23 protein-coding genes are annotated in these 21,202 nt (G+C 62.5%); 15 read left to right on the forward strand and 8 right to left on the reverse strand.

Annotated elements, in window-relative coordinates; all coding sequences use genetic code 11:
* Nucleotides 1–173 precede the first annotated feature (173 nt).
* The 6 genes from ACHFB9_RS01475 (at nt 174) to ACHFB9_RS01500 (ending at nt 4,198) form a co-directional block, all read left to right on the forward strand.
* Nucleotides 174–311: a hypothetical protein gene (locus ACHFB9_RS01475; RefSeq protein ID WP_417069207.1), complete on the forward strand. Its 138-nt coding sequence runs from the start codon at nt 174–176 to the stop codon at nt 309–311.
* Nucleotides 312–358: 47 nt separating this feature from the next.
* Entirely contained in the window at nt 359–865 is a 507-nt protein-coding gene (locus ACHFB9_RS01480; protein ID WP_417069208.1) for a helix-turn-helix domain-containing protein, read from the forward strand.
* The gene (locus ACHFB9_RS01485; protein ID WP_417069209.1) at nt 862–1,314 is read left to right on the forward strand and encodes a DUF6941 family protein; all 453 of its coding nucleotides are present in this window, start codon (nt 862–864) and stop codon (nt 1,312–1,314) included. The genes ACHFB9_RS01480 and ACHFB9_RS01485 overlap by 4 nt, the downstream gene beginning before the upstream one ends.
* A gap of 511 nt (nt 1,315–1,825) precedes the next feature.
* The gene (locus ACHFB9_RS01490) at nt 1,826–2,113 is read left to right on the forward strand and encodes a hypothetical protein (protein ID WP_417069210.1); all 288 of its coding nucleotides are present in this window, start codon (nt 1,826–1,828) and stop codon (nt 2,111–2,113) included.
* The gene (locus ACHFB9_RS01495; protein ID WP_417069211.1) at nt 2,113–3,006 is read left to right on the forward strand and encodes a TIR domain-containing protein; all 894 of its coding nucleotides are present in this window, start codon (nt 2,113–2,115) and stop codon (nt 3,004–3,006) included. The genes ACHFB9_RS01490 and ACHFB9_RS01495 overlap by 1 nt, the downstream gene beginning before the upstream one ends.
* A 133-nt stretch (nt 3,007–3,139) precedes the next feature.
* Nucleotides 3,140–4,198, forward strand: coding sequence for a hypothetical protein (locus tag ACHFB9_RS01500; RefSeq protein WP_417069212.1), 1,059 nt, complete (start codon nt 3,140–3,142; stop codon nt 4,196–4,198).
* Between the two features lie 25 nt (nt 4,199–4,223).
* Here ACHFB9_RS01500 and ACHFB9_RS01505 read toward each other — a convergent pair whose 3' ends face one another.
* Complete coding sequence (locus ACHFB9_RS01505; protein WP_417069213.1) at nt 4,224–4,427, reverse strand: hypothetical protein; 204 nt, start codon at nt 4,425–4,427, stop codon at nt 4,224–4,226.
* A 767-nt stretch (nt 4,428–5,194) separates the two neighbouring features.
* Here ACHFB9_RS01505 and ACHFB9_RS01510 point away from each other — a divergent pair.
* A complete protein-coding gene (locus ACHFB9_RS01510; protein WP_417069214.1) occupies nt 5,195–5,917 on the forward strand; it encodes a hypothetical protein in 723 nt (240 codons plus the stop codon).
* A gap of 80 nt (nt 5,918–5,997) precedes the next feature.
* Nucleotides 5,998–6,552 (forward strand): hypothetical protein, encoded by a 555-nt coding sequence (locus tag ACHFB9_RS01515; protein WP_417069215.1) that lies wholly within the window; start codon nt 5,998–6,000, stop codon nt 6,550–6,552.
* A 504-nt stretch (nt 6,553–7,056) separates the two neighbouring features.
* On the opposite strand, the gene ACHFB9_RS01520 is transcribed toward ACHFB9_RS01515, so the two are convergent.
* Nucleotides 7,057–7,215: a hypothetical protein gene (locus tag ACHFB9_RS01520; protein WP_417069216.1), complete on the reverse strand. Its 159-nt coding sequence runs from the start codon at nt 7,213–7,215 to the stop codon at nt 7,057–7,059.
* A gap of 464 nt (nt 7,216–7,679) precedes the next feature.
* On the opposite strand from ACHFB9_RS01520, the gene ACHFB9_RS01525 reads away from it, so the two are divergent.
* Together ACHFB9_RS01525 and ACHFB9_RS01530 are read left to right on the forward strand one after the other, a co-directional pair.
* Nucleotides 7,680–7,928: a hypothetical protein gene (locus tag ACHFB9_RS01525; RefSeq protein WP_417069217.1), complete on the forward strand. Its 249-nt coding sequence runs from the start codon at nt 7,680–7,682 to the stop codon at nt 7,926–7,928.
* The gene (locus ACHFB9_RS01530; RefSeq protein ID WP_417069218.1) at nt 7,928–9,721 is read left to right on the forward strand and encodes a M24 family metallopeptidase; all 1,794 of its coding nucleotides are present in this window, start codon (nt 7,928–7,930) and stop codon (nt 9,719–9,721) included. Before ACHFB9_RS01525 ends, ACHFB9_RS01530 begins: the two co-directional genes overlap by 1 nt.
* Before the next feature lie 84 nt (nt 9,722–9,805).
* On the opposite strand, the gene pta is transcribed toward ACHFB9_RS01530, so the two are convergent.
* Nucleotides 9,806–11,851, reverse strand: a complete 2,046-nt coding sequence (gene pta / locus ACHFB9_RS01535) for a phosphate acetyltransferase (protein WP_417069219.1) — start codon at nt 11,849–11,851, stop codon at nt 9,806–9,808.
* A gap of 334 nt (nt 11,852–12,185) precedes the next feature.
* Here pta and yegQ point away from each other — a divergent pair, with 334 nt between their 5' ends.
* Complete coding sequence (yegQ, locus tag ACHFB9_RS01540) at nt 12,186–13,457, forward strand: tRNA 5-hydroxyuridine modification protein YegQ (protein WP_417069220.1); 1,272 nt, start codon at nt 12,186–12,188, stop codon at nt 13,455–13,457.
* On the opposite strand, the gene ACHFB9_RS01545 is transcribed toward yegQ, so the two are convergent.
* Nucleotides 13,458–13,997 (reverse strand): YaeQ family protein, encoded by a 540-nt coding sequence (locus ACHFB9_RS01545; protein ID WP_417069221.1) that lies wholly within the window; start codon nt 13,995–13,997, stop codon nt 13,458–13,460.
* A gap of 166 nt (nt 13,998–14,163) precedes the next feature.
* Here ACHFB9_RS01545 and ACHFB9_RS01550 point away from each other — a divergent pair, with 166 nt between their 5' ends.
* The 4 genes from ACHFB9_RS01550 to ACHFB9_RS01565 all read left to right on the forward strand — a co-directional run bounded on the left by ACHFB9_RS01550 (nt 14,164) and on the right by ACHFB9_RS01565 (nt 16,524).
* A complete protein-coding gene (locus ACHFB9_RS01550; protein ID WP_417069222.1) occupies nt 14,164–14,637 on the forward strand; it encodes a YhcH/YjgK/YiaL family protein in 474 nt (157 codons plus the stop codon).
* Between the two features lie 10 nt (nt 14,638–14,647).
* Nucleotides 14,648–15,121 carry a metal-dependent hydrolase gene (locus ACHFB9_RS01555; protein ID WP_417069223.1) on the forward strand — a complete coding sequence of 158 codons (474 nt, stop codon included), beginning with the start codon at nt 14,648–14,650 and terminating at the stop codon, nt 15,119–15,121.
* 108 nt (nt 15,122–15,229) lie between these two features.
* Nucleotides 15,230–15,595: an adenosylmethionine decarboxylase gene (gene speD, locus ACHFB9_RS01560; protein ID WP_417069224.1), complete on the forward strand. Its 366-nt coding sequence runs from the start codon at nt 15,230–15,232 to the stop codon at nt 15,593–15,595.
* Nucleotides 15,592–16,524, forward strand: a complete 933-nt coding sequence (locus tag ACHFB9_RS01565) for a DMT family transporter (RefSeq protein WP_417069225.1) — start codon at nt 15,592–15,594, stop codon at nt 16,522–16,524. The genes speD and ACHFB9_RS01565 overlap by 4 nt, the downstream gene beginning before the upstream one ends.
* 6 nt (nt 16,525–16,530) lie before the next feature.
* On the opposite strand, the gene ACHFB9_RS01570 is transcribed toward ACHFB9_RS01565, so the two are convergent.
* The 4 genes from ACHFB9_RS01570 to ACHFB9_RS01585 all read right to left on the reverse strand — a co-directional run bounded on the left by ACHFB9_RS01570 (nt 16,531) and on the right by ACHFB9_RS01585 (nt 21,146).
* Nucleotides 16,531–18,375 carry a hypothetical protein gene (locus tag ACHFB9_RS01570; protein ID WP_417069226.1) on the reverse strand — a complete coding sequence of 615 codons (1,845 nt, stop codon included), beginning with the start codon at nt 18,373–18,375 and terminating at the stop codon, nt 16,531–16,533.
* A gap of 132 nt (nt 18,376–18,507) precedes the next feature.
* Entirely contained in the window at nt 18,508–19,941 is a 1,434-nt protein-coding gene (locus ACHFB9_RS01575) for an exonuclease domain-containing protein (protein WP_417069227.1), read from the reverse strand.
* A 52-nt stretch (nt 19,942–19,993) separates the two neighbouring features.
* Nucleotides 19,994–20,179, reverse strand: coding sequence for a DUF3460 family protein (locus ACHFB9_RS01580; RefSeq protein ID WP_417069228.1), 186 nt, complete (start codon nt 20,177–20,179; stop codon nt 19,994–19,996).
* A 67-nt stretch (nt 20,180–20,246) separates the two neighbouring features.
* The gene (locus ACHFB9_RS01585; RefSeq protein ID WP_417069229.1) at nt 20,247–21,146 is read right to left on the reverse strand and encodes an FHA domain-containing protein; all 900 of its coding nucleotides are present in this window, start codon (nt 21,144–21,146) and stop codon (nt 20,247–20,249) included.
* Nucleotides 21,147–21,202: the final 56 nt, after the last annotated feature.

Raw genomic sequence — 21,202 nt, forward strand, 5'->3', positions numbered from 1 at the left:
GATGCCCGCGCGGACGGGGTTGAGCACGAGGTAGCGGGCAACTCCAGAGGGGCGCGCAGCGTCAAAATGCATCGAATGCAAGACATGCCCCGGTGATGCATTCCCCGGCAGCCGAAGGCGGCGCAAGCGCGGGCGCAGGGATACCTCGCGAGGTATATGCTTCGGAAGCAATAGTGAGTGCACTCAAGTTTGACCTCCATCCACAGGCCAAGGCTGAGCTGAAGGCTCTGGCCGGCTCGGCAGATCCCGAGGAGAGACGGGCGGCTGCGCAACTGCTGGCGCTCGGTGTGTTTCGCCGGGATGTGGCTTAGCTTCCGACCACGCTGAATGAATTGAAAAAGCGCTACGAGAGCAGAGTATGAACAGACTGAAATTCGTTGGAACTTCTCAGGCTCCCGCGACGCGGCCTATCCCGATCCGCACGACCTCTGCGGGTGCTCTGGATGCCCGAGCGCAGGATTCAGACGCTCCTTACGACGATCTCGCGGCCCTGATGGCCGAGCTCGGGGAAGCCGATCCGACGTTTGCCGAATTGCTCAGTGATGCGGGGCGCGAGCTCTCTCCCCTCGCCCTCACCCGGGATGGTCGGGTCACCCTGACCTCGCTGCGCATGCAGGCGGGTCTGACCCAGACGCAACTGGCCGACAAGGTCGGACAAAGGCAGTCGAACATTTCCCTGTACGAATCCGGTTTGCGGACGGATATGAAGCGCGAAACCATGCGCGCGTTTTGTGCTGCTCTGGGGTGTGACATGAACACGCTGGATCAGGCGCTGGAAAACTCTGCCGCAACGCAAGCGCAGCACGTTGAAGCTCAGGAGGCTGCGCAGATCGATGGCGCGGGAAAAATGAAGGATTGCGCATGAGTCTCAGCGAAAAGACTATGCTCGGACGCCACCTCTCCGTGATCTATGCCGACGACCTTCGTCAGGAAGTCGACGGCAAGATCACGATTGTCGGGATGTACCAGGCTCAGATGCTGGTCCCCGTATTTCCGATAACTTTGCCGAAGCTGGCGGTGCTGATGACGGCCGTTACTCCCGCCGATCAGCCTTTTGGCAAACTCACGCTGCAGCTGATGAAGGATGACGAAGTCCTGCAAAGCCTGGACCTCGACCTGACGGGGCAGGGCGTCGTCAGTCTGGCTCAGGATCAGGAAGGAGCCGCCATCATGGAATTGAACTTCGCCAACATCATCAGTCCGTTGCAACTGGATGGTCCTTGCCAACTCAGGGCAAGGCTGGAGACCGAACAAGGCCCTGTTGTCGGACGCCCGCTGCTGATTACGAAAGTGCCTTCCCCCACCGCGCATTAGGCGCCGTCGACAGATCGGCTATCCGGTTACGATCTCACCGCCGGAGAGCCCGGTGCCAAGCCTTGTCGGGCGGCGGGAGTCACCCCCCGGCTGATCCGAACGAATCCTTTGCACTGTGAGCAGGGCGCCCAATCGGGCGCCCTGATTTTTTGTGCGCATCGAGGATCAAAAGCGATCTCACGCAGAGTCGCAGAGCCGCAGAGAAGAGCCAAACCCCTTCTTGAGCGAGAGCGGCTTCGCCGTTGAGCTCGCCAGAGCTTCGGGCGGCGGGTGAGGCGTGACAGGCTTTGTGGTGAGGAGCAGAATGGCTGAGTGCAAGACCTGATTTTCAGGGCGAGATCTGACCCCGGGGTTTAGGATTTGATGACGGGTTGCAGCATGCAGTGAAGGAGAGCTGCAGGGTGCTGAAGTTCAAAGGGGCAGAGTTTGAGGGGGAGTGCAATACAAAATGCATCAGGAAGGTTCCACATTCCCGTAACTACCGAATCACGTGCGACGAGGAGTAAGTGTTGTGTTCAAAATCACAGGTTTTGACGATCTGCAAAAGGATCTAAAAGATGCCCAACACGCACTAGGCGAATTAGATGGTGAGTTGGGAACTGTTAACTTCAATCCTAATGACCCTGGAAGTATCGAGGCTGCTGTCCAATCTGTTTGTCGAATGATTGATGATCGCGTCGGAAACTACGCGTCCAACCCAATGGTTGGACCTCTCATTGACCAGATGAAAGAGATTTATCGCGAAAATATTCTTCAAAAAGCTGCCGAGGCTAGACTTCAACCAGATGAGGAAGATTAATGGCCATTGACGTTTTTGCAGAAATAAACAACGCCATTCTTGACTTGCAAGCATCTCAGCTTCAAACCTATGAGCGACCACTAAAAAAGCTAATCAAGCTGCTTAGGTGTCCAGATCTGGAGCCTTATAACGCTAAGCTTACTGAAGGGTTGAATCTTGAGTTGTTTATACAAGAAAGCGAGAAAACAGGCGGGAGCATGGTTGGAAGTTCCAAACTTGCTTGGCCAGACGATTCCGAAAAAGCAATTGGGATGACGTTGCTTCTGATCGAGAAGCTTGCTGCTGACCCGAGCTATGCCATCAGCTTCTGCCATCACTTTTTTTACTCTGGAAGCAAGGTAATATCGGGCATTCATTCTTTGGCTGGTCAACTTATTATCCCGTTTGCTAGGGATTACAAGGCATATATTCAGTCAAAAGGAAGCGTTGAGCCAGTATTGAGTCGGTCGCTTTCGCGCAAGGTTTTCATCGTACATGGTCGTGACGATGGGGCCAGAGAGACTGTTGCGCGATTCCTGGAACGCGTCGGATTGGAGGCTATTATTCTGCATGAGCAAGCCAATCAAGGAAGGACTGTTATCGAGAAGGTGATTGCTCACGGCGATGTTGGTTTTGCTGTTGTATTACTGACGCCTGATGATGAAGGCTGCATCAAAGGCGGAAGTCCTGGGCCAAGGCCAAGGCAAAATGTTTTGCTTGAACTTGGGTATTTTATTGGTCGTCTTGGTAGAGATAAGGTTTGTGCTCTCAAGCGTGGTGATTTAGAGATCCCTAGTGACTTCGCCGGCGTCGTCTGGGAGGCCATGGATAGTGGTGGTGCATGGAAGCAGGCGCTAGCTCGTGAACTCGTAGCTGCAGGTCATAGCATCGACTGGAATGTCGTTATGCGATAGGGGGAAAGCGTGGGGTCAGGTCTTGAATTACATGACCCCATTGGTTCCGAAATGATCGAATACAAGACCTGACCCCCGGGTTTCCATGACCCCCGGGTTTCCAAACCCCACCAACATCAACACAGAAATTCAAATGAGAATAATAGACACCATCAGGCTTAAATACGACAATGAAAAAAGAAAACGTAACCGCATAATCGCAACAGCCTCGCTTGCCATTGCGGTTTCGATTGTCTTTTTTTATTTTTTCGTCGACGCTCCGAACTTAAGCATACAGACAAACATCTCCAAGGAAGGATTTTTCGCAATATCAATAGGCCTCCTAGCGGTTTTGATGTCATTCATAGTAATGAATTACCTACAGGCAGGATCCACAAAAAATGAGCCACCCGGATCGCCTTACTCAACACAAGAGTATGAATTAAAATACCTGCAAAGTGAATTCAGAAAATTTTACTCAAAAACAAACAGCAACATAGATTCGCTCACATCCAACCTTGAAAAAATTTCGTCAGACCTCACTGAGATACAAAGAAACAATTCCGGGATAGATGAAACAAGCAGGGCAACAGTTGTGGACGTGCTCCTGAAAAAAATTCAAGAGAGCGCAGCAACAACACTAGTTCAGGGCATCCAAAGAGAGGTCGAAATCGCAATTACAGAAGCCAACCAGCATAGTGACATATATACGCAATTTGAAAACGCAAGATTGCGACTCCTGCAAGAAATTTCTTCACTAGGAAGACGAGGAAATTTGAATTTAACCATCGGCGTTACCACAACAGTTGTTGGTCTATTTCTTCTGGGATACTTTGTTCTATTGTCAGAAATCCAAGCCGATCAACCTATTTATTTTGTCGTTCACTTTTTGCCTAGACTGACACTTGTTATATTTATCGAGGTATTTGCATACTTCTTTCTCGGTCTATACAAAAGAAACCTACAAGAGATAAAGTATTTCCAAAATGAGACAACCAATATTGAAGCAAAATTCATCGCAACAAAAGCGGCACTAAACGCCAGCGAACAGAAAACCATTAGTGACATTATCAACATACTCGGAAATACAGAGCGAAACCACGTTTTGGAAAGCGGTCAAACAACAGTCGAGATCGAGAAAGCCAGAATGGACCAAGAAGGACTTGGCGAATTAGCCAAACGCATATCGTCATTATTATCAAACAAGTCTTGATTTGTTATAACTGGGACCCCCGGGGTCAGATGCCGTCTTGGAAATCAAGTTTTTGTGAGCAGAAATCTGCCCTGAATGGCACTCCGGTGCGCACGATGCCGTAGATCATGTGCACCAGCTTTCTCATCGTGGCACCGATCACCGCCTTGGGCGCATGGCCGGAAGCGAGCAGCCGTTCGCCAAAGGTTTTCAGGATGGGGTTGTAGCGTAAGGCCACCATGCCCGGCATGTAGAGCGCATAGAACCCCCGGGGCCACCCATTAGCCTTCCCCGTCAACCGGGTTGTAAAAAATCCTGCGCCGTAAGGCGCATGCCGTTTGCTGCTCTCCCGTGCGAACCGCTTACCGGTACTCTTGGTTCTCAATTGCTGGTTGCGCCCACGGCGTACCAGTCACCCATCAGGATCAAGGCTGGCGCGATGTTCTGCCCAGCCCCTGGCGGCTTTGCCGCCCCAGAAAACCCTCTGTTCCCCACCGCGTCCAATAACGGCGAATCGTGTTGATTCGCACAGGTCTGTGGCTCACCTTGCGATGTCCAACCCTTGAATGGCTCGCGATGCGGGCACCGTGTTGCGACTTGCTCGGGCGGGGCCGTGGCGTGTGTTCAATCAAGTCTAGTGGTTTTGCCAACCCCATGTCTGACTCGCGCGCCGCGCCCCATTGATCGTTAGCCGAAAGCGCGCTTCACATCGAACGCCCCTCCCGTCGTGAGAACGTGATAGGTGACGTGGTACAGCGCCCCCGAGAACTCAAGCCGGATCGGACGTGACATGCCCTGAGCGTAGGCTCAAAATGCTGTAAAGCAAGACCTCACAGGGTTCCTGCCAACAACCGGGACCACCTCTGAGGGAGGGCAGGCAAGAGTCTGCTTTCTACTCTACCCAATCCCCCGTTTTCGGTCGGCGGGTGCTGTGGAGTTATACAGCAGGGGCCGGAGTTGCTTGCCGCAAAATTGCTGTCTAAATAGTTAGTTAGCTTTCAAAGGAGCCCCCTCACCTTGGACTTATCTACTGTTTTGTCATCCACCGTTTTGGCTGGCATAGTCGCTGCTCTTGTTTCACTTCGCTGTAGCGAAAGGAAAATACATGTCGAGAACGTTACGCAGGAGCGTGCCAAGTGGCGCGGTGCAATGCGCGCACTTGCCGAAGAACTCATTAAGGCTGCGCGCGAAGCAAATGCCAAAAAAGTTGAAAGACAGTGCGCCTTGTTGGCGCTGAACGTAAATCCATTTGATTCTGAAGACAAAGGTCTTGTCGAAACTGCCAGGAAGTTGTCCGGGGCTGCTGACATCGACAGCCATGTCTTTGAATTCACCGACCGTATGGCGCTGTTACTCAAGCATGACTGGGAGCGTGCCAAGCGAGAGGCGCACCCTTGGTTCTTTCGGGGGAGTGAACCACGCCGAGTCCCCTATTGCGAATTCAAGGCAGCGGTAGGCGTACCAGTAGCCGTCGGAAAGCCAAAGTCTTCGAGGTGTCTCGTTGCATACTTTGGAATGCTGGCATTATCAGCCGGCATCATGTTCTTTCTTGCTGTTGGTCTCACTGAGCCATTTCAGGAGCTTGTGAAGATCTTTAACGACCCAAAAGTAGAAAAGCCCGTGGGCGCGTGGGTTCAGTTCGTCTTTTTGTCGGTGCTCTGCGGCTCAATATGGTCCGCCGCTTACCTTTGGTTCAAGGGTAGCGAAAAGAAGTTTTTAGACATCTGGTTTTCAAAGTGAAATCTAGCCCTACGGTCCACCGGGCGCTGCGCGATAAAGCCACGCAGCGCCAGTGACCTCCACGTTAGGACCTTTACGCAATGAAAATCCAACTTTCTACTGCGCAGATTGATGCAGCACTGCCGAGAGTCGATGCTGGTCTGAAGCAGTATTTGTGGATTCAGTCCAAGGTGAACATCGAACCGTTCTTAGAGGATGGTGAATTTCGTAGGCGCTACAACCATTTCTATCGTGTGCGTCGCGGGGCCGCTTGGCAAAACGAGTTCTACAGCCTAATGGCCCGTGCCAAGCGGGAACAACTTCAGTTCCACCTAGTTCTAGATCTGCTACGCGAAGCAACCGGTCGATATGAAGCTTCGTTCGCGAGCAAACTCATTGCAACGTTGCAGCCATCGAAGCCCGTCATAGACTCGGTGGTGCTAAGAAACCTTGGTTTGCGTTTGCCCCTGCCGACCGCTCCAGATCGCGTATCGAAGATCGTCAAGATTCATGCTGAGCTTGAACGCCTGTTTGCCGCGTATCTTCACACCAGCGACGGGGAGTACCTTGTTCAAGAATTCAACCGTATCTATCCCAATACGGGCACTACAGATGAAAAAATGCTCGATCTCGTGCTTTGGCAAACAAGGGCCTAACCCTTCCATCGAGAGGACGTCACAAGGGCTGGGCCCTTGCGCCACCTCTCATGTCAAACGTTTGGCGTCTTTCTAGTGAAAAGCGTGGGTCCACCCATTAGCCTTCCCTGTCAACCAGGTTGTAAAAAATCCTGCGCCGTAAGGCGCATGCCGTTTGCTGCTCTCCCTTGCGAATCGCTCGCCGGTACTCTTGGTTCTCAATTGCTGGTTGCGCCCACGGCGCACCAGTCACCCATCAGGATCAAGGCCTGCGCGGTGTTTTGCGTGGCCCCTGGCGGCTTTGCCGCCCCAGAAAACCCTTCTGTTCCCCACCGTGTCCAATAGCGGCGAATCGTGTCGATCCGCACAGGTCTGTGGCTCACCTTGCAGTGTCCAACCCCTGAATGGCTCGCGATGCGGGCACCGTGCTGCGACTTGCTCGGGCGGGGCCGTGGCGCGTGTTCAATCAGGTCTAATGGTTTTTCCAACCCTCAGTCTGACTCGCGTGCCGCGCCCCATTGATCGTTAGCCGAAAGCGCGCTTTACATCGAACGCTTCTCCCGTCTTGAGAACGTAATAGCAGGCGCGCGCCAACTTGTGCGCTACAGCCTTGATCGCCACGACGGGCATCGTTTTGGCCGATTTCTTCTGATACCAACGCTTGATCTGCGCGTCGTAGCGCACCGCGAAATTCGCCGCTTCGACAAATGCCCAGGCGAGATACTTGTTGCCGAAAACCCCGGGGTCAGGTCTTGCATTCGATCATTTTGATCTGACCGTCCCTCCTGGCGCGTTGGTTCCCGGACACCGGGCTTTTGCCCGGTTCGCGTGATGGCTTATCGATAGGCGCGGCGGTGCCCGCCCTGTGTGGCGGCCAGAGGTTTGGCGCGATTCGGTCGAGAGATGGCGCGATTGTGGCGCAGTTTGCTTGGGAAGTGGCGCGATTGTGGCGCGATTGCATCGGTGAGTTGGCGCGAATCGGAGCAATCGCGCCAAGGGCGACCTCCCTCAGCATCCCCGGGCGTTTCCCTCCTCCTGTCGCTTTGCCGCATCGTTCGGTCGTGGCAGTGCAAACGCAGGCTCCGCGCTGTGCGATGATCGACGCTCTGTATCCGGCGATTCCCGCCGGGCAAACTTGGAGTGTCACGATGAAGAAATCCCCGCTCGCGCCGCGCAACCCCTTGGTTGCCGAGGCGCTCAAACGCAAGGCGGGCGCTCATATGCGCACGCGCAAGGCCCAGCGGCGGGCCGACCGGATCGAGCTGCTTGCGCGCCTGAACGGCCGTCGCGATGGCCGCGGCGAGGACGGCGGTTTTTCCACCCAGGCGCATGTCGTGTGCCTGGGTGGGCGAATCGCCCGTTTCGCCTCTTCCCCCCTTTCCGTCCGAGCTGCCTGATGACTTCTGCGATTCCTTCCCGCCTCGCCGCGCTGCGCGCCGCGATGGCCGAGCAGGGCGTGTCCGCCTGCCTGATCCTCTCTTCCGATCCCCATCTGTCCGAATACCTGCCCGATCACTGGCAAGGTCGGCAGTGGATCTCCGGCTTCACCGGCTCGGTCGGCACTTTCATCGCAACCGCCGACTTCGCCGGAGTCTGGGTCGATAGCCGCTACTGGGTCCAGGCCGAAGCTCAGCTCGCCGGAACCGGGATCACGCTGATGAAAGTCGAAACCGGCATCTCGAGCCGCCACGTCGATTGGCTGGCCGAGACGCTGGCGAGCGGCGCCGTCGTCGCGGTCGATGGCGATTGTTTGGGCCTCGCCGCGGCCAAGCAGCTCGGCGATGCGCTGGGCGCGAAGGACATCAGCCTGCGCACCGATCTGGACCTGCTCGACGCGATCTGGGCCGATCGTCCCGGTCTGCCCGCCGCGCCGGTGCGCGCCCACGATCTGCCCCATGCGGTCGTCGCGCGCGGCGACAAGCTCGCCAATCTGCGCGCCGAGCTCGCCGGAAAGGGCGCGGATCACCACTTTCTGTCCACGCTCGACGACATCTGCTGGATCTTCAACCTGCGCGGTGCCGATGTCAGCTTCAACCCGGTCTTCCTCGCCCATGCGCTGATCGCGCCGGATTCGGCGACGCTGTTCGTCGGCGCCGGCAAGATCGGCTCTGCCTTGCAGGCCGAGCTGGCTCGGGTCGGCGTGCGCGTCGCGCCCTACGAGGACGCAGCGGCCGCGCTCGCCGCACTGCCGGCCACTGCACGCTTGCTGGTCGATCCGCGCCGCATCACCTTCGGTCTGCGCCAGGCCGTCGCCGACGGCGTCGCCGTGATCGAGGCGATCAATCCGTCGACGCTCGCGAAGTCGCGCAAGGACAACGGCGAAGCGGTCTTCGTCCGCGAGGCGATGGAAGCGGACGGCGCTGCGATGAGCAATTTCTACGCCGCGTTCGAGGCGGCTCTGGCCCGCGGCGAGCGCGTCACCGAGTGCGACGTCGACGAGCGGATCACCGCCGAGCGGCTCAAGCAGCCCGGCTGCATCGGTGCGAGCTTCGGCACGATCGCCGGCTTCAACGCCAACGGCGCGATGCCTCACTACCACGCGACGCCCGAATCGGACACCGTGATCGCCGGCAACGGCCTGCTGCTGATCGACTCGGGCGGCCAGTATCTGGGTGGCACGACCGACATCACCCGGGTCTGGGCGATCGGGCACGTCAGTGCCGAACAGAAGCGCGATTTCACGCTGGTGCTGAAGGGCACGATGGGCCTGTCGCGCGCCCGCTTCCCGCTCGGCACCCCGGGGCCGATGCTCGATTCGCTCGCCCGCGCGCCGATCTGGGCCGCGTCGGTCGAGTACGGCCACGGCACCGGTCACGGGGTCGGCTACTTCCTGGCCGTCCATGAAGGCCCGCAGACGATCTCGAAGGCGATCCCGACGCCCGAGATGGCGATGCTGCCGGGCATGATCACGTCGGTCGAGCCGGGCATCTACCGTCCCGGCCAATGGGGCGTGCGGATCGAGAACCTGGTGCTGAACGTCGCGGCGCCGGATGCCGGCTTCGGGGACTTCCTCGAGTTCGAGACGCTGACCCTGTGCCCGATCGATACCCGCTGCATAGCCCGCGAGCTGCTGAACGAGGACGAGCGGGCCTGGCTCAACGGCTATCACGCCGAAGTGTTCCGCCGCGTCTCGCCGCGCGTCACCGGTGCCTCGCTCGAATGGCTCAGGGAGCGCACCGCGGCGATCTGATCGAGACCGCGCACAAACAAAAACGGCGAGGCCAAGGCCTCGCCGTTTTTTTATCGCTCCCGGCGAACCGGGAGCGCGGGATCATCAGGCGCGGGCGTCTTCGATCGCCTTGGCCTGGATCGCGGTCAGCGCGATCGTGAACACGATGTCGTCGACCAGCGCGCCACGCGACAGGTCATTGACCGGCTTGCGCAGGCCCTGGAGCATCGGGCCGACGCTGACGACGTTGGCGCTGCGCTGCACGGCCTTGTAAGTCGTGTTGCCGGTGTTCAGATCCGGGAACACGAAAACGGTGGCCTTGCCGGCAACCGCGCTGCCCGGAGCCTTCTGGGCGGCGACGGCCTGGACCGAAGCGGCGTCGTACTGGAGCGGGCCGTCGAGGACCAGATCCGGGTAGCGGGTGTGGGCCTGTTCGGCAGCGGCGCGGACCTTTTCGACGTCTTCACCGACGCCCGAGGTGCCGGTGCTGTAGCTGATCAGCGCGACCTTCGGGTCGACGCCGAAGGCGCGGGCGCTGTCCGAGCTCTGCTTGGCGATCTCGGCCAGCTGTTCGGCGTTCGGGTTCGGGTTGATCGCGCAGTCGCCATAGACCAGGACCTGGTCGGGCATCAGCATGAAGAAGACCGACGAGACCAGCGACGAGCCCGGAGCGGTCTTGATCAGCTGCAGCGCGGGACGGACGGTGCTGGCGGTCGTATGGACGGCGCCGCTGACCAGACCGTCGACCTTGTCGACGGCCAGCATCATCGTGCCGAGCACGACCGTGTCTTCGAGCTGGGCCAGCGCTTGCGGAGCGGTCAGGCCCTTGGCCTTGCGCATCTCGACCATCGGCGCGACGTAGTCCTGACGGATCTCGTCCGGATCGACGATTTCGAGGCCGGCCGGCAGCGTGATGCCCTGGGCGGCGGCGACCGCTTCGATCGCGGCGCGCTTGCCGAGCAGCACGCAGTGCGCGATGCCCTTTTCTTCGCAGATCGCGGCGGCGCGGATCGTGCGCGGTTCGTCGCCTTCCGGCAGCACGATGCGCTTGTTCGCGGCGCGGGCCTTCTGGATCAGCTGGAAGCGGAAAGCGGGCGGCGACAGGCGGGTCGAAGCCGGGAGCTTGACGCTGGTCTTCAGCGCTTCGGCGCTGAGCTGCTCGGCGATCGTGTCGAGCGCGGCGGTCATCCGCTCGGTGTCGTCGGCGGCGACGGCGCTGGGGATGCGGCTGATCAGCGCGGCGGTGCTGTAGCTGTCGCCGGTCGTGCGCAGAACGGGCAGGCCGTCGTTGAAGACGCGACCGGTCAGCTGCTGGATGCGCGGGTTGATCTCGCTGCCGTGGGTCAGCAGCAGGCCGGCGAGCGGCACGCCGTTGCTGGCGGCCAGCGCGGTCGCGAGCATCACGTCGTCGCGGTCGCCGGCGCTGACGATCAGCGCGCCCGGAACCAGGCGGGCGATCATCTCGGAGACCGAACGGGCGGCGACGACGGTTTCGCGGACGCGGCGGGTCGCGATTTCGCCTTCGACGAGGACTTCGGCGCCGAGGTGGCGGGCGACGTCGAGCGTGCGCGGAGCGAGCAGGTCGCGGTCGAAGCGGACGACGCCCCAGACCGGCAGGCCCAGCTTCGCGGCTTGCGGATCGAAGCCTTCCGGAGCCTTGTTGAAGATCACGCCGGCGATGTTGCGGCCTTCGTTCGAGAACTGGCTGGCCGACACGCGGGCTTCGCCGATCGAGTCTTCGACGCTGGCGTCGGCGACGACGACGACTTCAGCCTGCAGGCTGCGGGCGATGTCCTGGTTCAGACGGGACGTGATGCTGTGGGCCGGATCGACATGCATGCCTTCAACGACCAGGACGTCGGCGTCCTTGGCCGCGCCCATGCACAGGCTCAGGATGTCTTCGAGCAGCTCGTCGACCTGGGCCGCAGCGACGCGGGCAACGACGTCGGACATCGGCAGAGGCTGGGGAGCTTCGATCTGGCAGATGTCGCGGGCGAACAGAGTCGAGCGTCCGGGCGCCAACTCATTCTGGGCGACCGGCTTGACGAAGCCGACCTTCATGCCGAGTCTTTGCAGCGAACGGACGACTCCCAGGGCGACCGAAGTCAGACCGACTTCGCGGCGCGTGGGCGTGATGAAAAAAGTTTGCATGGTCGAGTAATCCTGCTCTGGCGCGCCAAAAAAGGGAGACGCCGCATGGTTATGGTGTCGCCGGCTTGCACGGGGGAAGCCGGCGAAGGGAACTGACGACCGCCAGGCGCCCTGCGGGGAAACGAATCTCCGCCGGTTGCAGCGAACCGGGTTGGCCTGGGGTCAGCAGATCGATATATCAGAGTGTACCCGGATGAAGCGAAGGGACTTTGCACCGATGCAACAAAAATAGCTGAAACGGCGACCGCTGTTTCGAAAAAGTCAGCGCCCGGCGGCGCGCGGCTCAGCCGGACTGGTGTAGCATCGCGCGCCTTCGCTCTCCGACCGGATTCCCATGTCCCACCCCGAACTGCTCGCTCCCGCCGGCTCGCTCGCGATGCTGGAGACCGCTTTCGCCTATGGCGCCGACGCGGTCTATGCGGGTCAGCCCCGCTACAGCCTGAGGGCCCGCAACAACGAGTTCGGCACGCTGGAAAAGCTCAAGGCCGGAATCGACCGTGCTCACGAGCTGGGCAAGGCCTTCTACGTCGTCAGCAATGTCTTTCCCCGCAACGCGAAACTCAAGAGCTACCTCGCCGACATGGAACCCGTCGTGGCCCTCGCGCCCGACGCGCTGATCATGGCCGACCCCGGCCTGATCAGCATGGTCCGCGAAGCTTGGCCGGACATGCCCGTCCATCTGTCGGTGCAGGCCAACACCGTCAACTACGCGGCGGTGCGCTTCTGGCAGAAGATCGGGATCTCGCGCGTGATCCTGTCGCGCGAACTCTCGCTCGAGGAGATCGCCGAAATCCGCGAAGCCTGTCCGGACGTCGAGATCGAGGTCTTCGTCCACGGCGCGCTCTGTGTCGCGTACTCGGGGCGCTGCCTGCTCTCCGGCTATTTCAACCACCGCGATCCGAACCAGGGAACCTGCACGAACTCGTGCCGCTGGAAGTACGCGGTCCACGACGCCGAGGCCGACCCTTCCGGCGACATCGTGCGGACGGTCCCCGGCGTGCGTCTGATCGAGGAGGAGACAAGGCCCGGCCAGATGATGCCGATCGAGGAGGACGAGCACGGCACCTATGTGATGAATTCGCGCGACCTGCGCGCGGTCGAGCACGTCGCCCGGCTCGTCGAAATGGGCGTGCATTCGCTCAAAATTGAGGGGCGGACCAAGTCGCCTTACTACGTCGCGCGGACCTGCCAGGCCTATCGCCGCGCGATCGACGATGCGAAGGCCGGCCGGCCTTTCGATCATTCCCTGCTCGGCGAGCTCGACGGCCTCGCGAACCGCGGCTATACGGATGGCTTCTATGCCCGCCACCACACCGAGGACTACCAGAACTACCTGCGTGGGCACTCCGAATCGGGGCGCAGCCAGTACGTCGGCGATCTCGCGTGCTACGGCGCGGACGGCCTCGCCGAGGTTGTGGTCCGGAACCGTTTCGCGGTCGGCGACCGGCTCGAAGTGATCCACCCGTCCGGCAACGAGATCGTCGTCGTCGGCGAGATGTTCAACCAGGACGGGGAGGCCATCGCGGTCGCGCCGGGCAGCGGCCATCAGGTTCGGGTGAAGCTGCCGGCCGGGCGCGAAGGCGCTTTCCTCGCGCGCTTTCTCTGACTACTGGCGTTTCTCGACCGTCACCGTGACGCTGCTGCCGTCGGCGCCTGACAGCCACAACTCGCCGTCCTGGATCGTCGCCTGCAGCGTCATCGTCCGTTCGGCGAGTGCCGCGAGCGCTCCGCTCGTCGCTTCGTCGACGACATAGACGCTCAGCTTCTGCTGCTTGGCCAGATCTTTCGCGTTCGTCTCCCACCAGATCTCGGCGGCCCGGCCGCCATAGACGTAGAGGATCACCTGGTCGGCGCGGCCGCAGGCCTTGCGCAGCCGCTTCTCGTCGGGCAGGCCGACCTCTATCCACTGTTCGATCGCACCGGTCAGATCCTTGCGCCACAGATCCGGTTCATCGTCGCTCGACAGGCCCTTGCAGAACTCCAGCGCCGGATCGGCGTTCAGCGCGAACGCGAGCAGCCTGACCATCATCCGCTCGTCGGTCTCGGAAGGATGGCGGGCCAGGGTCAGCGGGTGTTCCGCATAGTAGTGCCGGTCCATGTCCGAGACCTGGAGCGCTGCTTTGAATATCGTCGATTTGAGAGCCATGTCTGTCTGCGCGCGGAAGAGGGGGCGAATCCTCGCAGCTGACGGGCGCCTCCGCAAGACTCCCTGAGCGATAATCGCAGTCAGAGCCGTCCTGAGACGGCCATCGACGCGGGGCTTCCCGCGTTCCTGCTGCTGCGCGCGTGCCGCGCATTTTCCGGAGAAAGTCATGTTTGTTGGTGAACTGAAGAGCTGGTCCTCCCGCCGTGCCGTGCTTCCCGCCGCGGTCGTCCGCGCGTTCGAGGCGCTCGACAAGCTCGGTGTCGCGACGCTCGCGACCGGGCGCTACGAGATCGAAGAGGGCATGTTCGTGATGATCCAGGAGCCGACGACCAAGCTCTTGGCCGCGACCCGCCCGGAAGCCCACCGCGAACACGCCGACATCCAGATCGTGCTCGATGGCGTCGAACGCCTCGGCTTCGCACCGGCCGACCCCGATCTGGCGCCGATCGAGGACAAGCTCGCGACCGGCGACATCGCTTTCTACCCGTCGCCCCGCCACGAGTGCTTCGTCGATCTCGTTCCCGGCCAGTATGTGATCTTCTATCCGGGCGATCTGCACCGCCCCTGCTGCGCGGTCGGCGAACCGGCGCCCGAGCGCAAGGCCGTGCTGAAGATCCACCGCTCGCTGCTGGGACTCTGAGCGCGGCACGATGCCCTTCACGCTCTTTCATCTGGGGCCGGGCATCGCACTGAAAAGCCTGGCCGGAAAGCGTTTCAGCCTGGCGATGTTCGCCGGCTCCCAAGTCGCGATGGACATCGAGCCAGGCCTCGCGATGCTCGGCGGGGCGGCGACGCTGCACGGCTATTCGCACACGCTGCCCGGCGCGCTGGCGATCGCGTTGGTCTGCCTGCCTTTCAAGCCTCTGGCCGAAAGGCTGTTCGGCGTCGCGATCCCGCTGCGCGCTGCGCTGGCCGGGACGCTGGTCGGTGTGTTCAGCCATCTGCTGCTCGACGCCCTGGTGCATGCCGACATCCGGCCCCTCTGGCCTTTCTCGGATCTCGATCCGCTGCGCGGCCTGATGAGCTGGGAAGCGGTCGAGCTGCTCTGTGGCGCGCTCGCGCTCGCCGGGCTGCGCTGGGCTCCGCAGGGATGGTGCCGGCTGAAGGCGATGCGCTGGTTCTGAAAATTGAACCAGCGTCAAAGTCTTTAAGGGCCGCGGATCAGAACTTGCCGCGGCGCGCTTCGACCTTCGTGCCGTGCCGCGCCGGGCAATCCCTGCGACAATGACCCCATGAATGGACTGCACATCCTTGCCGATCTCCACGGCTGCGCCGCTGACGCGCCCTGGTTCGACGCCGAGGCGCTCAGCGCCCACTGCGAAGCGTTCGCGCTTGAGGCCGGGCTGACGGTCGTCGGGCGCCACTGGCACGCCTTCGGGGGCGAGGGCGGAGTGACCGGCGTCGTGCTGCTCGCCGAATCCCATCTGACCGTCCATACCTGGCCCGAGCTGCGCGCGGCGACCTTCGATGTCTATGTCTGCAATTTCAGCGCCGACAATTCGGCGAAGGCCGAAGCGGTCTGTACGGCGCTGCTCGAACTCTTCCGCCCCGGGCAAAGCCAGATCCGCCGGATAGAGCGCGGCTCCGCACCGCGATGAAGGCTTCCCTGCTGCAGGGCGTGCTCAGCGCGCTCGGCGCCGGCCTGGTCTGGGGCCTCGCCTTCGTCGTGCCGATCATGCTGCCGGACTATCCGCCGACCCTGCTCGCCTTCGGCCGCTACCTCGCTTTCGGCGTGATCGCACTCGCGCTGGCCTTGCGCCGCCTGGCCCCGCTGCGTGCGCTGTCCGGCCGCGACTGGCTCGTTGCGCTGGAACTCACGCTGGTCGGCAACCTGCTCTATTACCTCTGTCTCGCCTCGGCAATCCAGACGGTCGGCGCCGCGCTGCCAACAATGACCATCGGTACCCTGCCGGTGGTCATCGCGGTCGTCGCGAACCTGCAGCAGAACAGCCTGCCCTGGAAAAAGCTGTTGCCGGCGCTTGCCGTAATCGCCTCCGGCCTGTTGCTGGTCCACCGTCACGAGCTGAGGGCAACAGGAATTCCGGCCGCCGCGATGGGACGGGGCGTCGCGCTCGCGTTCGGTGCGCTGCTGTGCTGGACCTGGTATCCGATCCGCAATGCGCGCTGGCTCAAGATGAGGCCAGGCTTGTCGGCGGCGAACTGGTCGACCGCCCAAGGCCTCGCGATGCTGCCGCTGGCCTTGGTCGGCTTCGCCCTGATCGGGCCGATCGGCCTTCCCGAGGCTTTTCCCTGGCCTCTGGGGCCCCGGCCGGCGATCTATCTTGGCCTGATGCTGGCGACCGGGCTGTTTGCATCCTGGCTCGGAACCCTGTTCTGGAACCGGGCCAGCGCGCTGCTGCCGACGGCTCTGTCGGGGCAGCTGATCGTGTTCGAAACGCTGTCGGCGCTGGGCTATGCATTCTTGTGGCAGGGGCGTTGGCCGACGCCGGACGTCGCGGTCGGCATCGCGCTGTTGGTGCTGGGCGTGCTGCTCGGTGTGCGCACCTGCCGGGGCGCGTCCGTCTGACGGCGCTCAGTGCCTGACCCGCTTCACCCACATCTGCAGTGCGATGTTGCCGAAGCGGTCCTGCCAGTCGAGGTATTCGTCCTCTCCTTCGCGCCTGAGCGTGTAGCGGATCGGGAAGGCGTTGTCGTCGCCGCTGGCGCGGATCAGCTTGCCGTCGGCAAAGCTGACTTTGGCGTCGAAAGCGATGTCGGTGGTCTTCTCCTCATTGCCGGTGCCGAAGGCGCTCAGTCTGCCGCGGATCGCGCCGTTATCCAGGCTGTCGAAGCGGACCGTGAAACGGCCCTCACCGCCGACGGCTTCGGCCAGCCAGACGCCTTCCCATTCGCCGAGCAGTCGTTTTGCGTTGTCGGCATCGAGCGGCTGGATCTCGCCGGGGAAGGAGAATGCGGACGGGGGCGGCAGGCTGGCCAGCGCGTCAGGGCTGTCCGCCGGGGCGGGCAGCGCGAAGTCGACCGCCAGGACTTTTCCGCCGCGTCTCTTTTCAATGCTGCTGTGGCTGACGCGGCCGCCGAAGAAGTAGGCTCCGAGCGGAGCGCCCGAGGCGCTCGGCGCAAAGTAGAGGCGCATGGGCTTTCCGGCCAGGGCCTGGGCGGTGATCGCGCTGACCAGCGCGTGTTCCATCGAGTGATAGCCGTTCTTCCACTGGTGCTGGCGCAGCTCATTGGGGTCGTGATCGCCGCTCGCGGAGACGCCTGACCAGACTTCCGGCATTCCGGGCTCGACGAAGTACTTGAACCAGAAGGCCTGGGTTTTGCGGAGGTAGGCCGCCTGGCCGCGCTCCCTCTGCGCCAGGGTTGCCGCGAGCTGGTCGAGTTCTGCGTAGATCCACCAGTCGTTGCCGGCCTGCACGCCCAGCGAGGTCCAACGCCTGGCCCAGCTACCGCTGCCCTGGACGTAGGCGTCGCGCAGCAAGGCCCGGCCCTTGTCGCGCGCCCAGGTCGCGAGCTCCGCGTCGCCGAGCTGTTCGGCGGCGAGCCAGCTCATCCAGAAGGCCTTGCCGCTGTGCCCGAAGTCGTTGTGGCGGGCTCCGGGCTGAGCGGAATCGGGATTGCCCAGGGTGCCCTGGCAGCGCGGTTTCTCGCCGGCGCAGAACTGGCTCCGGATCGCTCCGGTCAGGCGGCGCATGTCGGCCTTCCAGCGCGCCTTCATCGGCTCGGGCAGCAGTGGCGTGATCAGGATCATGTAGGCGTTGAGCGGGTCGAGCTGGGCGACCAGCTCGGCCTTGTCCGCTTCCGGGCCGGCCAGAGCCCACTTCATCCGTCCCCGGGCGGGGTCGAAGTAAGTCATCAGGTGCTGGTGCAGGCGATCGAGGTCGGCCAGCGTCGCCGCGTCGCGCGTCAGGTAGTAACCGACCGCCAGCGCGGTTCCGGCGTAGGCGATGTCCTGGGCCGTGCGCAGTTCGGGCGCGGGCAAGCCCTTGCCGTCCTGCCAGTAGGTGACCGGGCTGCCGGTCTCGGGGTCGAGCGCGCGGCTGCGGATGTCGCGGACGCCGGCTTCGGCCAGCACCAGCAGACGCGGATCGCCGGTCAGGTGAAAACCCATCCCGTAGGCGAAGACCTGGCGGGCCTGCATCCGGACATAGTCGCGGCCCAGTTCGGAGCGTATCCATTCGGGCGCGTTCTTCAGCTCGGCACAGGGCGCGTTTGCCGCATACGCTGAACCGTCGTGGCAGCGGAAAGTCGGAAAGCGTCCGAGCGGTGCGCCCTGAGCGCCACTCTGGGTCCACCAGGGCAGAAGATCGCTCTTCGCGTGGCGAACCCAGGAGGCTGCATCGCCGAGGGCGGGGGCGGCGTTGGCGATTCCGGAGAGGGCCAGCACCAAGGCCAGCGAAAGACTGCGCGTGAGACTCATGACGACTCCATGGTGGCAGAGGAAATGTCGCGAGTCTGAACGGGCAGTCGGAATTCGAACACCGCATTGCGACGGGCGGGCGTTCCGGGGTGCCAAATGCTGCCAGGCGGCGCGAGACGCCGGACGCTCCTCTTACAGAACGTGGACCTTGGCGGTGTTGCCGGGCTGGGCCAGCCAGCGCGCGAAGAGGCGGAAGACGTCGAGGTCGAAGCGGCGCGGTGCCTCAAGACTGAGCAGCTCGGCCGCCTCGGCTTCGTCGTGGGCGCTGCCGAGCAGGCACCAGCGGTCGAAGACGTGGGTCGCCGCGTGGCCGCTCGGCTCAAAGACTTCGCGGATCGCGACCGGGCCTTCCCAGGGCCATAGCCTCATCTTCAGCGGCACCAGTGCGACCGCGAGGCGGGCATCGTGCTCGGCCGCGTTTTCCTGGCCGGCGCAGACGCCGTTGCAGCGGCGCAGGCCGTGCGCCTGGCAGGGACCTTCGCCGAATTCCAGGCCGACCCGCTGCGGGCAGAGCCGGTGCAGAAGGGCGAGTTCGCGCAGCGCGTTCTCGGCTTCGCGTTCGCCGCGGAAGGCGCCGAAACAGCGGCCCCACTCGGAAGGATCCGAGCCGGCGAGCTCTTCCAGAGACAGCACCGGAGACGCGTCGGCATCGGTGAGCCAGCGCCAGCCCAGCGCACGGTTCGGGTATTTGTCCGGTGCGTAGCGGCGGGCGAGGCGGTGTTCGATCAGCTGGGCATCGAGTTCGCCGGCGGCGACGACCGCTTCGACCCGCTTGACCTGGGCGGCGAGCTTCGCGCTGCGCGGATCGCTGCGGCCGGTGAAAGTGCCCAGCACTTTCGAGCGCAGGTGGGCCGTATGGCCGACCTGGAGCAGACCGTCCTCGCCGTTCAGGAACAGATAGACGCCGGGCGCTTCGGGCAGCGCTTCGAGATCGCCCTGGGGCAGGACCGGGATGGCCGCCGCGGCGCTCGACGCGCGCTCCATCGCGGCGACGATGCGCTCGGTGGCGTGCTCGGCGACCGCATCCTGCAGGAAGCGCCAGACCAGTTCGGCGTCGGTCAGCGCGCGGTGTCTGTCCTCCACTTCGTAACCCTGACGCGCGATGATCGCGTCGAGGCCGTGGCGCGGAAGATGCGGAGCGAGCGCGCGCGAGAACTTGACCGTGCACAGCACCGGAGGGTCGAAGCGGACGCCGCGCTCGGCGAAGGCCGCGCGCAGGAAGTTGAAGTCGAAGCGGGCGTTGTGGGCAACGAAGATCGCGCCGGCGAGCCGTTCGGCGACCTCGTCGGCCAGCGCGCGGAAATTCGGCGCGCCGGCGACCATCTCGTTGCTGATGTGCGTGAAAGCCTGGATGCGTGCCGGAATCGGCATCTCAGGATCGACGAGCGACGACCAGCTATCGACGCAGCGTCCGCCTTCGATGCGGACGATCGCGATTTCGGTGATCCGGTCGCGGTTCGGGTCGGCGCCGGTGGTCTCCAGGTCGACGATCACCAGCGGGCGTTCGAAGAGCGGACTGGCGGCGAGCAGGGAAGGGTCGGTCGTTGGGGGGGCGGAGAGGATCATGCCCAGGTTCGGAGAGAATGACCCGGGCGAGCCCGGGCGGGGTAGGACGGAATCAGTTGCTCTGATACGGATAGGGCTTCTGAGCGATTCGCGATTCGGCGTTGCGCTTCGCTTCTTCGGTGGTTTGGGGGTTGTCCCACCACAGGGCGCGGCCTTTGCGCTGTTCTTCGCGTTCTTCCGGGTGCTTGTCCAGCCACTCGCGGATGAATTTCGTGTGCTCGGATTCGTAGATTGCCATCAGTTGCCCCACCCTGATCCGGATCGCGGACCGGCGGTCCGCCGGCGACAGGATAGCGCAAAGCGCCTCAGTTCTGGCGGACTTCGAAGCTGACCATCTCGCTTTGGCCGTCCCCTTCGACCGAGAAACCGCAGCCTATCCGCCCCGCTTCGGGCAGAGCGACTTCTTCGCGCTTGAGCATCACCTCGGACTCGTCTTCGGCGCGCACGAAAGTGCCGTTCGAACTCTGGTCGATCAGGAAGAAGGCACCGCGTCGCCACTCGATCCGCGCATGGTGGCGGGAGGCGCGCCGGTCGAGCACGACGATGTCGTTGCCTTCCTCGCGCCCCATCAGCAGGATGGGGTGGGATTCGGCGACGATGTGGGCGATGCCGCGGTGACGCAGCACGAGGCGCAGCCGGGGGTTCGGTGCAAGGGCGGAGGGTTCGCTGGCCGGGATCGCTTCCGCGCCTTCGGTCGCGGTGAGCTCGAAGAGCGGGATCTCGCTGCCCTCGTGGCGGAAGCCGGCATCGGGGAGGGCCGAGATCAGCGGGCGCATCGCTTCCGACAGATGGAGGGCCAGCTCGCCGCTGAGCAGAGCCTGACCGGGGCGGGCGTATTCGGCGAGGCGGGAGGCCAGCTCGGCGGCGATGCCGGCCGGCTCGGCCCCGTCGGTGCGCAGCTCGCCGCAGGCCATCCCGATTTTCAGTCCCAGCGTGATCCCGGAGACCGGAGGCAGGCGGCGCACTTTCTCCTGCATGTCGCTGGCGGCTTCGAGGGCGCCATCGGCGCGGCTGAACGCTGCGATCAGCCGGTTGCCCTGGTCGAGCAGCGCGCTGCCGTGATGAGCTTCGACGGTGCGCATGATCCGGTTGCGGGCCCGATCCAGCGCGCGCTGGGCTTCGAGCTGGCCGAGTTTTTCGGCCAGTTTCTGGTTGCCGAGGATCTCGGCAAATAGCACGCAGTTGAGTTCGGACGAATTCGGCATCTTGTGGTTGGCGAAGCAAACAATGAACGGAGTGGCAGCGTCGCTATCAGGATAGC

The organism is Niveibacterium terrae (assembly GCF_048213115.1).
In the GTDB taxonomy this organism is placed as follows: Bacteria; Pseudomonadota; Gammaproteobacteria; order Burkholderiales; family Rhodocyclaceae; genus Niveibacterium; species Niveibacterium terrae.

Bases quoted from the DNA above. Each gene is read 5' to 3' on its own strand.
- ACHFB9_RS01480 (WP_417069208.1), top strand. From the start codon at position 359: ATGAACAGACTGAAATTCGTTGGAACTTCTCAGGCTCCCGCGACGCGG.
- ACHFB9_RS01485 (WP_417069209.1), top strand. From the start codon at position 862: ATGAGTCTCAGCGAAAAGACTATGCTCGGACGCCACCTCTCCGTGATC.
- ACHFB9_RS01495 (WP_417069211.1), top strand. From the start codon at position 2,113: ATGGCCATTGACGTTTTTGCAGAAATAAACAACGCCATTCTTGACTTG.
- ACHFB9_RS01500 (WP_417069212.1), top strand. From the start codon at position 3,140: ATGAGAATAATAGACACCATCAGGCTTAAATACGACAATGAAAAAAGA.
- ACHFB9_RS01505 (WP_417069213.1), bottom strand. From the start codon at position 4,427: ATGCCGGGCATGGTGGCCTTACGCTACAACCCCATCCTGAAAACCTTT.
- ACHFB9_RS01515 (WP_417069215.1), top strand. From the start codon at position 5,998: ATGAAAATCCAACTTTCTACTGCGCAGATTGATGCAGCACTGCCGAGA.
- ACHFB9_RS01525 (WP_417069217.1), top strand. From the start codon at position 7,680: ATGAAGAAATCCCCGCTCGCGCCGCGCAACCCCTTGGTTGCCGAGGCG.
- ACHFB9_RS01530 (WP_417069218.1), top strand. From the start codon at position 7,928: ATGACTTCTGCGATTCCTTCCCGCCTCGCCGCGCTGCGCGCCGCGATG.
- pta (WP_417069219.1), bottom strand. From the start codon at position 11,851: ATGCAAACTTTTTTCATCACGCCCACGCGCCGCGAAGTCGGTCTGACT.
- yegQ (WP_417069220.1), top strand. From the start codon at position 12,186: ATGTCCCACCCCGAACTGCTCGCTCCCGCCGGCTCGCTCGCGATGCTG.
- ACHFB9_RS01545 (WP_417069221.1), bottom strand. From the start codon at position 13,997: ATGGCTCTCAAATCGACGATATTCAAAGCAGCGCTCCAGGTCTCGGAC.
- ACHFB9_RS01550 (WP_417069222.1), top strand. From the start codon at position 14,164: ATGTTTGTTGGTGAACTGAAGAGCTGGTCCTCCCGCCGTGCCGTGCTT.
- ACHFB9_RS01555 (WP_417069223.1), top strand. From the start codon at position 14,648: ATGCCCTTCACGCTCTTTCATCTGGGGCCGGGCATCGCACTGAAAAGC.
- speD (WP_417069224.1), top strand. From the start codon at position 15,230: ATGAATGGACTGCACATCCTTGCCGATCTCCACGGCTGCGCCGCTGAC.
- ACHFB9_RS01565 (WP_417069225.1), top strand. From the start codon at position 15,592: ATGAAGGCTTCCCTGCTGCAGGGCGTGCTCAGCGCGCTCGGCGCCGGC.
- ACHFB9_RS01570 (WP_417069226.1), bottom strand. From the start codon at position 18,375: ATGAGTCTCACGCGCAGTCTTTCGCTGGCCTTGGTGCTGGCCCTCTCC.
- ACHFB9_RS01575 (WP_417069227.1), bottom strand. From the start codon at position 19,941: ATGATCCTCTCCGCCCCCCCAACGACCGACCCTTCCCTGCTCGCCGCC.
- ACHFB9_RS01580 (WP_417069228.1), bottom strand. From the start codon at position 20,179: ATGGCAATCTACGAATCCGAGCACACGAAATTCATCCGCGAGTGGCTG.
- ACHFB9_RS01585 (WP_417069229.1), bottom strand. From the start codon at position 21,146: ATGCCGAATTCGTCCGAACTCAACTGCGTGCTATTTGCCGAGATCCTC.